This is a genomic window from Streptomyces monashensis (assembly GCF_001866665.1).
In the GTDB taxonomy this organism is placed as follows: domain Bacteria; phylum Actinomycetota; class Actinomycetes; order Streptomycetales; family Streptomycetaceae; genus Streptomyces; species Streptomyces monashensis.
The window spans coordinates 171,905-182,668 of the sequence record NZ_MLYO01000024.1; the positions used below are offsets into that span (position 1 = coordinate 171,905).

Below are 10,764 nucleotides of genomic sequence, written 5' to 3' on the forward strand. Positions count from 1 at the left end.
GTCCGCCTCATGCGTCCAATGCATGGAATCGCCATAATCGTTCCCATGGCGCATCAGCAGAGCTCACAGGCCCGCCTGTCACCGAACAGTGACACAGAAGACATGTACGAGATGGCGAAGGTGCTCGCCCCCCGCCTCGCCTACTTCGCCGGCGTGGCCCGCACCGAGCACGTGACCCGGGCGGCGCACGAGATGAACGTCCCCCAGTCCACCCTCTCCCGCGCCATGGTCCGCCTGGAGCGGGACCTGGGCGTCGACCTCTTCGCCCGGCACGGCCGTACGGTCTCCCTCACCCCCGCCGGCCGCACCTTCCTGGCCTCGGTCGAACGCGCCCTCGCCGAGGTCGGCCGGGCCGCCGAGGAGGTCCGCGCCGACGCCGACCCGACCACCGGCAAGGTCGCCTTCGGCTTTCTGCACACCATGGGCGCCGAGACCGTGCCGGGCCTCCTGCACGCCTTCCGCGCCGACCACCCGCGCATCCGCTTCAGCCTGGTCCAGAACTACGGCGAGGCCATGCTGGAGCGGCTGCGCGCGGGCGAGCTGGACCTGTGCCTGACCTCCCCGGTCCCCGACGCCCCCGACCTGGTCGCCCGCCGGCTCGACGAGCAGAAACTCCGCCTGGTCGTCCCCGCCGACCATGCCCTGGCCGGCCGCAGACGCATCCGGCTGGCCGAGGCCGCCGAGGAAACCTTCGTCACCCTGGAACCCGGCTACGGCCTGCGCCGCATCACCGACGCCCTGTGCCGCGAGGCGGGCTTCCGCCCGAGGGTCGCCTTCGAGGGCGAGGAGGCGGAGACCCTGCGGGGCCTGGTGGCGGCCGGCCTGGGCGTCGCCCTCCTGCCCCCGCCGACGGTCCCGAGGCCGGGCGTCGTGGAACTGACCGTCACGGCCCCGAGGGCGGCGCGGGAGATCGGCGTGGCCTGGCTGGCCGACCGCCCGGACACCCCGCCGGTGGCCGCCTTCAAGCAGTTCCTGCTGTCCCGGAGGGGCAACCTGCTGCCCTGACGGGCCTACCTCTTCAACGACCTGCCGAACCCCGCCGCCAGCGGCATCCGCAACCCGATCGGCGGCGGCGCGGCCAGCGCGTCCTCGACGGGCCGGGACAGGTGGTGTCCGTACAGCGCGCCCAGCACGAAATCGACGGCGAGCCACCCGACCTCGTCCCGGTGCCCGGTCAACCCGTGGCCGTCGGAGTGCACTTCGAACCGGCACACCTGACGGTTCACCTTCTTCGCGCGCGCCGCGTACCGGAACGACAGTTCGGGATCGGTGCGTTGGTCGTTCGTGCCGTGCACGATCAGCACCCGCCGCCCCACGAGCTGCTTCACCGGCTCGGCGGGCGCCGCGACGTCGTCCTCCGGGAGCCAAGGGGCCATCGCCACCACGGAGTTGACGGCCTCGTGACCGCCCGCCCGCAGCGCCGCGCGGCCGCCCATGTCGACCCCGACCAGGCACACGGGAACGTCCCCGTAGCGCCGTACGACCTCGTCGACGGCCCACTGCGCGTCCGCCGCCGGATGCGCCTCGCTGCCGTTCCAGCCCCGGTAGCGGTAGCGCACGCCGTGCACGGCCAGCCCCTCGGCCCGCCCCGCGCGCACGAACCGGCGGCCCAGCGAGCGCAGCGCGAGCGCCGCCCGCACGGGGGACGGCCGGCGGGCGGACACCTCCTCCCCGCCGGGGAGCAGCAGTACCGCTCCGCTCACCGCCGTCGGCTCCGGGCCGACTGCCTTTCCCAGCCCGGCCGTTCGGACCGGAGTCGCTTGCTGTCCCATGACAGAACAGTGTCAGAAGGGGTGGTGTACCAAACCCGTACGTGCGGTCACTGTTGCGTATCGGCGGGAAAGCGCCGGAAAAGTGCGGTGAAAGAGCCGTCGCGTTCACCGGGCCCTCTACGCGCGTAGGCGTTAGAGTGCGGAAATGACGAGCCAGACTGCACCGATCGGGGTCGTTCCGACGCCGGACCAGATCCGCCGGGCGCCCAAGGTTCTGCTGCACGATCATCTCGACGGCGGGCTCCGCCCCGGCACCGTCGTCGCCCTCGCCCGGGAGACCGGGTACGCGGACCTCCCCGAGACCGACCCGGACAAGCTGGGCATCTGGTTCCACGAGGCCGCCGACTCCGGCTCGCTGGAACGGTATCTGGAGACGTTCCGGCACACCGTCGGCGTGATGCAGACCCGGGACGCGCTGATCCGGGTCGCCAGGGAGTGCGCCGAGGACCTCGCCGAGGACGGGGTCGTCTACGCCGAGGTGCGGTACGCCCCCGAGCAGCACCTGGAGGGCGGGCTGACCCTCGAAGAGGTCGTCGAGGCGGTCAACGAGGGCTTCCGGCAGGGCGAACGGCTCGCCCGCGAGGACGGCCGCCGGATCCGGGTCGGCGCGCTGCTGACCGCCATGCGGCACGCGGCCCGCTCCCTGGAGATCGCCGAACTCGCCAACCGGTACCGGGACTCCGGCGTGGTCGGCTTCGACATCGCCGGCGCGGAGGCGGGCCATCCGCCCACCCGGCACCTGGACGCCTTCGAGTACCTCAAGCGCGAGAACAACCACTTCACCATCCACGCCGGCGAGGCCTTCGGGCTGCCGTCCATCTGGCAGGCGCTCCAGTGGTGCGGCGCCGACCGGCTCGGGCACGGGGTGCGGATCATCGACGACATCGAGGTCCGCGAGGACGGCTCGGTGCGGCTCGGCCGGCTGGCGTCGTACGTCCGGGACAAGCGGATCCCGCTGGAGCTGTGCCCCAGCTCCAACCTCCAGACCGGGGCCGCGTCGTCGTACGCCGAGCATCCGATCGGGCTGCTGCGCCGGCTGCACTTCCGGGCCACGGTGAACACGGACAACCGGCTGATGTCGCACACCGGCATGAGCCGGGAATTCGAGCATCTCGTCGAGGCATTCGGTTACACGCTCGACGACCTCCAGTGGTTCTCCGTCAATGCGATGAAATCCGCGTTCATTCCTTTCGATGAACGACTTGCGATGATCAATGACGTCGTCAAGCCCGGATATGCAGAGCTGAAGTCCGAATGGCTGTTCCAGCAGACGGCCTCCACCAGGGGCTCTGCTCACTCGGAGGAGTGAGTGCATCCGGTTTTCGGCATGAAATGCGGACGCGCTTTCACAGGGTGTCCGCATTTCGGTGTTTGCGGCGTGCGGTGAGGCGTGTTTACGGTCGAGGACCGCTGGGATCGATTCCGATCTCCCGTCTCCGCATTCAAGGATGCATTCACGATGAAGCAGTCTGCTGCCAAGACTCTCGGTGTCGCCGCCCTCGGTGCCGCCTTCGCCGCCGTCGGCGCGGGCGCGGCCAACGCGGCCCCGGCCCTCCCGGAAACGGGCCAGGCCCAGCAGGCCGTGGGCTCCGTCACCCAGACGCTGCCGGGTGCCGCCGCCGCGGCGCTGAGCCGCGGGCAGGGCGCCGTGGGCAACGCGGCGGCCGCCGCGCAGCCGGCCGCCCAGGACGCGCTCGCCAAGGGCCCGGCCGTCCCGGCCGCCGGGCTGCTCGGCGGACTGCCGACGGCCCGCACGGGCCTGCCCACGCACGGGCTGCCGGTGAACGGCATCCCGGTCGGCTGACCTGGCCCGACCTGACGTGATCCGGCCGACGGCCGGCACCACGCCGCTGGGGCGCCCCGGAGGACAACTCCGGGGCGCCCCAGCGGCGTTCGTACGCCTACCAGGCGGTGCGGGACTTCTCCTCGGAGGGCAGCAGGATCCACAGGGCTATGTAGATCAGGAACTGCGGGCCCGGGAGCAGGCAGGAGAGCAGGAAGATCACCCGCATCGTCGTCGCGGAGGTGCCGAAGCGCCGGGCCAGTCCGGCGCACACGCCGCCGATCACGCGGCCGTGGGTGGGGCGGGCAAGGGCGGTCATCGCGGCTCCTCCGTGTCGTCGGCCCGCTGCCGGGCCGGTGGCCGGGGCCGCCCCGGCGGCGTCCCTCGACCTTCTTCCACGGTAGGGAGACGAAGGGGGCGAAGCATCGCTCTACGGGGCGATCCCGACCCTGGGAATCGTCGGGGTGCGCCCCTGAGACAGCTCCTCCTGGAGCGTGACGGGCCGCCGGGCCCCGGACTCGGCGCCCTCCCGCGCGTCCCGCGCCTCACGGCGGCGCAGCCAGGCGCGGCCCGCCGGCACGACGGCCAGGTGGGCGAGGACGACGCCCGCGGTGTTCAGCAGCAGCGCGTCGACGTCCGCCACCCGGCCGGGCACCCCGGTCTGCAGCAGCGTGATGCCCAGGGAGATCAGGGCGCCCGCCGCGGCCGTGCGGACCAGGGAGGCGAGTGGGGAGACGGTCAGCCGGCCGTGCACCGCCGGCAGCAGCACGCCCAGCGGGGCGAGCAGGGCGAGGCCCTCGCCGAGCCGCCGGGCCGCCTCCCGGCCGCCGAGCGCCAGGTCGGCGCGGATGCCGGCCAGGGGATGCACATTGGGGGGTGTCACCCAGGGGACGTCCAGAGGCCGCAGCGTCAGCCAGGCGACGAGAACGAGGTGGGCGACGAGGAGGACACCCCCTGTCACCCTGATGCGGAACGCGGCGCTGCCGCCGAAGGAGCCTTGACGCTGCACGACCCCCTAGACGCAGCCCCGGGCACGATCGGTTCCGCATCGGTTTCCCCGACGTGCCGGCCGGAGCCGGTCCGCACTTCGCCGAACTAGTTCTCCGGCACCGCACTCGACGGCGGCTGCGCGTTTCCCGGGCGGTTGCGGACGTCGTCCGTGCAGGCGTAGCGGCGGGGGGCGTCGGGGACCGGGCCGGCCAGGATGACCGAGCCGTCGCCCTCCGTCGCCGCCGAGTCGGACAGGGTGCAGACGACCTGGGCCAGGGCGTACGACGTCAGATGCGCCGGAGGCGTGCTCAGACGGAGCATGTCCTCGGGGTCCCTCGGGCCGGGGCCCGACACGCTCAGGCCGCCCGGGACGTACGTCGTGTAGCCCGCGGAGCGTTCGGCGGTGGAGGGCGAGGCCGCCAGCTGGTCCAGCAGCCCCTGGGCCACGATCACCCGGCGCCGGGCGTCCGGGGTGCCGTCGGGCACGCCGACCGTCCGGTCGACCGTCACCAGGGACGCCCCGCAGAGCAGGAAGACCTGCACGGGCACACCCCGCGAGGACGGTGCGGACAGGTCCGGCCCGGCCAGCGAGCACGGCACCCGGGACGGCGCCGCCCCGAAGTCGGTCGGCACCTCCGTGGCCCGGATGCCGCAGCCGGAGAGCGCCAGGCCCAGGAGGGGCAGCGCCAGCAGACGGCGTGCGGCCCGGCTCTGCGCGGTCGCGCGTCGTACGGTCATGACCCCTCCCTTCCCGATCCTGGACTGCTCTCGTCGTTCTCGTCGTTCCCGCCGGTGCCGGTGGCCTTCCCGTCCTCGTCCGGCTCCTCCGCCAGCCGTGAGACGTCCCGTGGCAGCCGCAGGGTGAACACCGCCCCGCCGTCGGGCGAGTTGGCGGCGGTGATCTCGCCGCCGTGGATGTGGGCGTTCTCCATGGCGATGGACAGACCCAGTCCGCTGCCCTCGGACCGCGGCCGCGAGGCGCTCGCCTTGTAGAAGCGGTCGAAGACGTGGGGCAGGACGTCCTCCGGGATGCCCGGCCCGTGGTCGCGCACCGCGATCACCACCTCGTCGTCCGCCGCCCGCACCGATACCCGCACCGGCGACCCGCCGTGCTTGAGCGCGTTGCCGATCAGGTTGGCGAGGATGACGTCCAGCCGGCGCGGGTCCAGCAGGGCGTGGATGCCGCGTTCCGCGTCCAGTTCGACGGCGTCCAGCCAGGCGCGGGCGTCGATGCAGGCGGTGATCTGGTCGGCGACGTCGACGTCGTCCAGGACCAGCCGGGCGGTGCCCGCGTCGAAGCGGGTGACCTCCATCAGGTTCTCGACCAGGTCGTTCAGGCGCCGCGTCTCGCTGACCACCAGCCGCACCGCCGGCTCGATCATCGGATCGATGCTCCCGGACTCGAACTCCAGCTCTTCCTCCAGCACCTCCGTGACGGCGGTGATGGCGGTCAGCGGCGTCCGCAGCTCATGACTCATGTCGGCGACGAACCGGCGCGAGGACTCGTCCCGGGCGGCCATCTCCGCGACCCGCTGCTCCAGCGCCTCGGCCGCGTTGTTGAACGTCCGGGAGAGATCGGCGAGTTCGTCGGTGCCGGAGACCCGCAGCCGGGTGTCCAGTCTGCCCTCGCCCAGGCGCCGGGCGGCGACCCCGAGCCGGTGCACCGGCTTCAGCACGGTCGTCGCGGCGGCCTGCGCGAGCAGCGCCGCGCCGATCAGCGCGAGGCCCGTGGCGATGCCGAGCGACCAGGCCAGCGAGTTGAGGTCCTTGGCCTCCGGCTCCAGGGACTTCGCCATGTAGCCGGTCGGGCCGCCGCCGATCACCCGCGTGCCGGCCACCAGGAACGGCGTGCCGTGCGCCACGACCCGCTGCCAGTACAGGTGGTACGGCTCCTTGTTGGCGTCCGACACCTTCTGCTGCTTGTCCACGGCGGCGCGCAGCGTCTTCGGCACGTCCTCCAGCGAGAAGCCGTTGATCCCGCCCGAGTTGCCGTACACCGTCCTGCCGCTCGCGTCCTGGCCGACCAGCAGCACGCTGAAGCCCTGGCTGCTGGTCGCCATCTGCCCGGCGGTGCGCTGGAGTTGGTCCTGCGACGGGTGCGCCGGCAGCGCGCCCGCGCGGTTCTGCATCTCCTGGCGGAAGTCGCGCAGCACCGCGTCCTGGGCGCGGGTGAGCACCGCCTCCCGGTTCAGCCAGTACGCGATGCCGGACGCCGAGACGGCGGCCGTCAGGGCCACCAGCGCGAAGACGACGACCAGCCGCAGCCGCAGACTGGTGAACCTGAGCCGCGCCAGACTCCTCGCCCGCCCCGCGGTCCAGCCGCGCAGCCCTCCTTGCCTGTCCGTCACTGAGGCGTGTCCAGGCGGTAGCCGACACCGCGGACGGTACGGATCAGCGTCGGGGACGAGGGCACGTCCTCGACCTTGGCGCGCAGCCGCTGCACACAGGCGTCCACCAGGCGCGAGTCACCGAGGTAGTCGTGCTCCCACACCAGCCGCAGCAGCTGCTGGCGGGACAGCGCCTGACCGGGCCGCCGGCTCAGCTCCAGCAGCAGCCGCAGCTCGGTCGGGGTCAGCTGGAGGTCATCGCCGTTCTTCGTCACGGTCATCGCCGAGCGGTCGATGATCACGTTGCCGAAGGTCGCCGAGTCGCTGGACTCGCGCTCCCCGCGCCGCAGCACGGCCCGGATGCGGGCGTCCAGCACCCGGCCCTGCACGGGCTTGACGACATAGTCGTCGGCGCCGGACTCCAGCCCGACCACCACGTCGATGTCGTCGCTGCGCGCGGTCAGCAGGATGATCGGCAGCTGGTCGGTGCGCCGGATCCGACGGCACACCTCGAAGCCGTCGATCCCGGGCAGCATCACATCCAGCACGATCAGGTCGGGCCGCTGCTCGCGCAGCAGCTTCAGACCGTCCTCACCGCTGGCAGCGGTCGCCACCCGGTGGCCCTGGCGCGTCAGGGAGAGCTCCAGGGCCGTACGGATGGCGTCGTCGTCCTCGATCAGCAACAGGGAAGCCACGGGCTCATTCTGGCCCATGGACCCGCCGTCCTCCCACCTGCCCGCACCAGCCCTTCCCCACCGCCACGACATGTGCACTTCCTGTGACGTCCCTGAGCAGGACCCCTGTGACAGGTCTGTGACAGTCGGCGGACACGGCCATGAAGTGCCCCCGGCAGAGTTTTCGTCACGGGCCAGGCGGCCGACCGGATCAGCCGGAAGCCGGCCCGGCGAGACCGAACCACCGGACGTCCACGACGGGGAGCGCGAGATGAACACGCTGCACAGCATGAGCACCAGCGCAGTGGTCACGCGTCTGCACGACGTGCACACGCACCGGTCCGGTTCCGAGAAGTCCGGTGCCGTGAGCGGGCGGGGGTGCGCTCGCGGCACCGGACGTCAGCACCCGGCGTACATGTCGGTGGTCGAGGCGCACACGGGGGACGGCCACGGGGAGGGCTCGGGGGAGCGGCGTCGCTCGCTGAGCGAGGCGGAGTTCACGGCCTACGTCCAGGAGCGCCGCGCCTCCCTGTACGCCACCGCCTACCACCTCACCGGCGACCGTTTCGAGGCCGAGGACCTGCTCCAGAGCGCGCTGTTCTCGACGTACAGGGCGTGGGACCGGATCAGCGACAAGGCGGCCGTCGGCGGCTACCTGCGCCGCACCATGACCAACCTGCACATCAGCGCGTGGCGGCGCCGCAAGCTCAACGAGTACCCGACCGAGGAACTGCCGGAGACGCCCTCCGACACGGACGCGATGCGCGGCACCGAACTGCGCGCGGTCCTGTGGCAGGCGCTGGCCCGGCTGCCCGAACTCCAGCGCACCATGCTGGTCCTGCGCTACTACGAGGGCCGCACGGACCCGGAGATCGCGGACATCCTCAACATCAGTGTCGGCACGGTGAAGTCCAGCATCTGGCGCTCGCTGCGCCGGCTGCGCGAGGACGAGGTCCTCAGCTTCGGCCGTGACGAGGAGAACGCCTTCGGCGAACTGGTCGCCTGAAGGTCGGGGTCACCGGGGGGTGGCCCGAGGGGGGAGCAACGGGGGCCCCATGGGGACCACTGGGGGATGGGTCCACGTGGGAAACAGGGAGGGGAAACGGGGGAAACACGGGGGAGCACGAGAAGCGGGACTGGAGGGCTGGGGGGCCTGTCCAGTCCCGCTTTTTTGTTTCTGCCTCTGCACGACGGCTCCGTACGCCCGGTTCCGTACGACGGTCTCCGTGCGGCGTCTCTGTACGGCGGTCAGGCCGCCGTCTGCTGCCGTACCTGCCGCCCCGCCGCGGCAGCGGTCAGCCGCCCCAGCGCCTCGTCACGGTCGCAGGCGTGTGCGCCCAGGGACACCTGGCGGGCGACGATCGACCGCTCCGCGCGCATCAGCCGCCAGCCCCGGCGCAGCAGGAACGGCACCGACTTGCGGCCCTCCTTCAGATCGCGCAGGAAGCGCCGCCGGAAGGTGGTGAACGGGCCGCGGCTCAGACACAGCGCGTCCGCGAGCACTCCCCGCTCCCGGCAGCGCTCGACGATCTCCGCCGCGAAGATGCCCTCGGCGATGAAGAGCGGGGTACGGCCGATGTGCAGGGTGTTCTCGCCGGTACGGGCGCTGCGCGCGATGTCGTACACCGGCACCGGTGTCGAGCCCGTGGCGCACAGCCGGGTGATGGCCTCGACGGCGACGTCCGCGTCCCAGGACTCCGGATGGTCCCAGTCGATGTCCGAACTCCCCTGCACCAGGGGCAGAGTCGGGTCGTCACCCTCCTTGTAGAAGTCGTCCAGGCGCAGCACGGGGAGCCCGGAGCGGGCGGCGACGAGTGACTTGCCCGAGCCCGAGGGGCCGCACAGCAGCACGACACGGGCGGGGACGGGAGGATGAATGCTCACGGAACACCAGTTTGACGTATGGCGGGCCGCCTGCCGACCCCGCGGGTCGGCTTTTGAGCGTGACTCCCACCTCAACTACCCTGCGTACATACACCATTACCCTGCGCGCCGGAAGGTGGCACCAGCGATGGCCCGACAGAACTCCCCCCGACCCCCCGTCGCGCCGCGCGGCCTGATCGCCCTCGCGGCCGCAGGGGCGGCCCTGGGCGCCGGCGCCGTCACGGCGCACGCGGAGTCGTCCGCGCCACTCGTGCAGATGCCGTCGCGCCCGGCCTCCCTCGGCGACGTCGACCCCCAGGCGGGGCTCGCGGTGCTCACGGCCACCGTCCCCTACGTCACGGGCCCGGTGGCCGGCCTCAAGCCCAACCCCCTGGCGGGCACGGGCGTCGATCCCCTGGACAACGGCGTGGGCACACAGATCGCCGACTTCCAGCCGGTCGGTACGCGGATGGTGACGCGGCCGGTGGCGGAGGCGGAGTCGGTCGGCAGCCTGCCGGGGGCGGACCGGGTGCTGGGCGGGCCGGGCAACTGAATGCGCCCGTGAGGGCGCGTGGGGCGGTGCCCGGGGTGGAGTTGGTGACGGGGTTGCCGAGTGGCCGCTGAGTACCGCACGAAGAGAGCCGCACTGCCCCGATGGGGGAAGGTGCGGCTCTCGGGTTTTTGTTCAAGCGGTCCGGCCCAGGTGGGTGACCATGATGCGGATCACTTCGTTATCGATGATGTACAGCACCCGGTAGTCGCCGACGTGTAGGCGTCGCACGTCTTGCGACCCGTAGGGGATGGAGCCGCGTGGTCGGGGCTCGTTGGCCAGGGCGTCCACGGCCTCGTAGACGGCAGCCAGGCCGACCGGGTCGTCCTTGAGGAACCGCACGGCCGCGTCGGTGGCGCGCGGTTCCCAAATGATCTCGTAGGTCACTTACGCAACCCCAGCATCCTGCCGACCTCTTCGTGCGGGATGCCCGGCTCCAGCGTGCCCTGCTCCTTCTTCAGTCTGTACTCGGCCACCGCCAAGGCGTCTTCGAGGTCCTCTATCACTTGGGGTGAGATAAGCAGGGCGGCGACGTGGCCGTGGTCGGTGAGGGCGATGGTCTCGCGGCTGTGAGCGGCGCGGCGGACCAGGTCGCCGAGCTGGGAGCGGGCGGCACTGATGGCAATCTGAACCATGCGCATATGGTGCCACTAGATTGCTCTTGTGAGCAATGCATGTGTCTATGTGTGGGCGTGGCTTTGGCCTGCCGCGCCGAAGATGCCGGTGTTCCGTCCGAACGGAAGGAACACGTGTCGCCTGGCGGGAACCCCGTGGGCGCTGGACACCCACCCCGAGCTGGGCGGGC

General features: G+C 72.0%; 14 protein-coding genes. 5 read left to right on the top strand and 9 right to left on the bottom strand.

Going from position 1 to position 10,764, the window contains the following annotated elements:
* Nucleotides 1-45 precede the first annotated feature (45 nt).
* Nucleotides 46-1,005, top strand: a complete 960-nt coding sequence (locus tag BIV23_RS14465; protein WP_071381220.1) for a LysR family transcriptional regulator — start codon at nt 46-48, stop codon at nt 1,003-1,005.
* 5 nt (nt 1,006-1,010) lie between these two features.
* Here the strand turns inward: BIV23_RS14465 and BIV23_RS14470 are convergent, their stop codons facing one another.
* Complete coding sequence (locus BIV23_RS14470; protein ID WP_107471164.1) at nt 1,011-1,772, bottom strand: alpha/beta hydrolase; 762 nt, start codon at nt 1,770-1,772, stop codon at nt 1,011-1,013.
* Between the two features lie 145 nt (nt 1,773-1,917).
* On the opposite strand from BIV23_RS14470, the gene BIV23_RS14475 reads away from it, so the two are divergent.
* Complete coding sequence (locus BIV23_RS14475) at nt 1,918-3,081, top strand: adenosine deaminase (RefSeq protein ID WP_071381222.1); 1,164 nt, start codon at nt 1,918-1,920, stop codon at nt 3,079-3,081.
* A 150-nt stretch (nt 3,082-3,231) separates the two neighbouring features.
* Nucleotides 3,232-3,576, top strand: coding sequence for an ATP-binding protein (locus BIV23_RS14480; RefSeq protein ID WP_071381223.1), 345 nt, complete (start codon nt 3,232-3,234; stop codon nt 3,574-3,576).
* A 97-nt stretch (nt 3,577-3,673) separates the two neighbouring features.
* On the opposite strand, the gene BIV23_RS14485 is transcribed toward BIV23_RS14480, so the two are convergent.
* The 5 genes from BIV23_RS14485 to afsQ1 all read right to left on the bottom strand — a co-directional run bounded on the left by BIV23_RS14485 (nt 3,674) and on the right by afsQ1 (nt 7,567).
* Entirely contained in the window at nt 3,674-3,874 is a 201-nt protein-coding gene (locus tag BIV23_RS14485; RefSeq protein WP_071381224.1) for a PspC domain-containing protein, read from the bottom strand.
* A 111-nt stretch (nt 3,875-3,985) separates the two neighbouring features.
* Nucleotides 3,986-4,564, bottom strand: a complete 579-nt coding sequence (locus tag BIV23_RS14490; protein ID WP_071381225.1) for a VanZ family protein — start codon at nt 4,562-4,564, stop codon at nt 3,986-3,988.
* A gap of 86 nt (nt 4,565-4,650) precedes the next feature.
* Entirely contained in the window at nt 4,651-5,283 is a 633-nt protein-coding gene (locus tag BIV23_RS14495) for a hypothetical protein (protein ID WP_071381226.1), read from the bottom strand.
* Complete coding sequence (locus BIV23_RS14500) at nt 5,280-6,893, bottom strand: ATP-binding protein (protein ID WP_079173150.1); 1,614 nt, start codon at nt 6,891-6,893, stop codon at nt 5,280-5,282. Before BIV23_RS14500 ends, BIV23_RS14495 begins: the two co-directional genes overlap by 4 nt.
* A complete protein-coding gene (gene afsQ1, locus BIV23_RS14505; RefSeq protein WP_177239893.1) occupies nt 6,890-7,567 on the bottom strand; it encodes a two-component system response regulator AfsQ1 in 678 nt (225 codons plus the stop codon). Before afsQ1 ends, BIV23_RS14500 begins: the two co-directional genes overlap by 4 nt.
* 250 nt (nt 7,568-7,817) lie before the next feature.
* On the opposite strand from afsQ1, the gene BIV23_RS14510 reads away from it, so the two are divergent.
* Entirely contained in the window at nt 7,818-8,552 is a 735-nt protein-coding gene (locus BIV23_RS14510) for a SigE family RNA polymerase sigma factor (RefSeq protein WP_071381228.1), read from the top strand.
* A 242-nt stretch (nt 8,553-8,794) separates the two neighbouring features.
* Here the strand turns inward: BIV23_RS14510 and BIV23_RS14515 are convergent, their stop codons facing one another.
* Nucleotides 8,795-9,430 (bottom strand): uridine kinase family protein, encoded by a 636-nt coding sequence (locus tag BIV23_RS14515; protein WP_425443489.1) that lies wholly within the window; start codon nt 9,428-9,430, stop codon nt 8,795-8,797.
* Nucleotides 9,431-9,557: 127 nt separating this feature from the next.
* Here BIV23_RS14515 and BIV23_RS51110 point away from each other — a divergent pair, with 127 nt between their 5' ends.
* Nucleotides 9,558-9,962: a hypothetical protein gene (locus BIV23_RS51110; protein WP_071381230.1), complete on the top strand. Its 405-nt coding sequence runs from the start codon at nt 9,558-9,560 to the stop codon at nt 9,960-9,962.
* Nucleotides 9,963-10,094: 132 nt separating this feature from the next.
* Here BIV23_RS51110 and BIV23_RS14525 read toward each other — a convergent pair whose 3' ends face one another.
* On the bottom strand, nt 10,095-10,346 hold the full coding sequence (locus BIV23_RS14525; protein ID WP_071381231.1) for a type II toxin-antitoxin system RelE family toxin: 252 nt from the start codon (nt 10,344-10,346) through the stop codon (nt 10,095-10,097).
* Entirely contained in the window at nt 10,343-10,594 is a 252-nt protein-coding gene (locus tag BIV23_RS14530) for a type II toxin-antitoxin system Phd/YefM family antitoxin (RefSeq protein WP_071381367.1), read from the bottom strand. Before BIV23_RS14530 ends, BIV23_RS14525 begins: the two co-directional genes overlap by 4 nt.
* Between the last annotated feature and the right edge of the window lie 170 nt (nt 10,595-10,764).

Bases quoted from the DNA above. Each gene is read 5' to 3' on its own strand.
- BIV23_RS14465 (WP_071381220.1), top strand. From the start codon at position 46: ATGGCGCATCAGCAGAGCTCACAGGCCCGCCTGTCACCGAACAGTGAC.
- BIV23_RS14480 (WP_071381223.1), top strand. From the start codon at position 3,232: ATGAAGCAGTCTGCTGCCAAGACTCTCGGTGTCGCCGCCCTCGGTGCC.
- BIV23_RS14495 (WP_071381226.1), bottom strand. From the start codon at position 5,283: ATGACCGTACGACGCGCGACCGCGCAGAGCCGGGCCGCACGCCGTCTG.
- BIV23_RS14475 (WP_071381222.1), top strand. From the start codon at position 1,918: ATGACGAGCCAGACTGCACCGATCGGGGTCGTTCCGACGCCGGACCAG.
- BIV23_RS51110 (WP_071381230.1), top strand. From the start codon at position 9,558: ATGGCCCGACAGAACTCCCCCCGACCCCCCGTCGCGCCGCGCGGCCTG.
- BIV23_RS14530 (WP_071381367.1), bottom strand. From the start codon at position 10,594: ATGGTTCAGATTGCCATCAGTGCCGCCCGCTCCCAGCTCGGCGACCTG.
- BIV23_RS14485 (WP_071381224.1), bottom strand. From the start codon at position 3,874: ATGACCGCCCTTGCCCGCCCCACCCACGGCCGCGTGATCGGCGGCGTG.
- BIV23_RS14470 (WP_107471164.1), bottom strand. From the start codon at position 1,772: ATGGGACAGCAAGCGACTCCGGTCCGAACGGCCGGGCTGGGAAAGGCA.
- BIV23_RS14510 (WP_071381228.1), top strand. From the start codon at position 7,818: ATGAACACGCTGCACAGCATGAGCACCAGCGCAGTGGTCACGCGTCTG.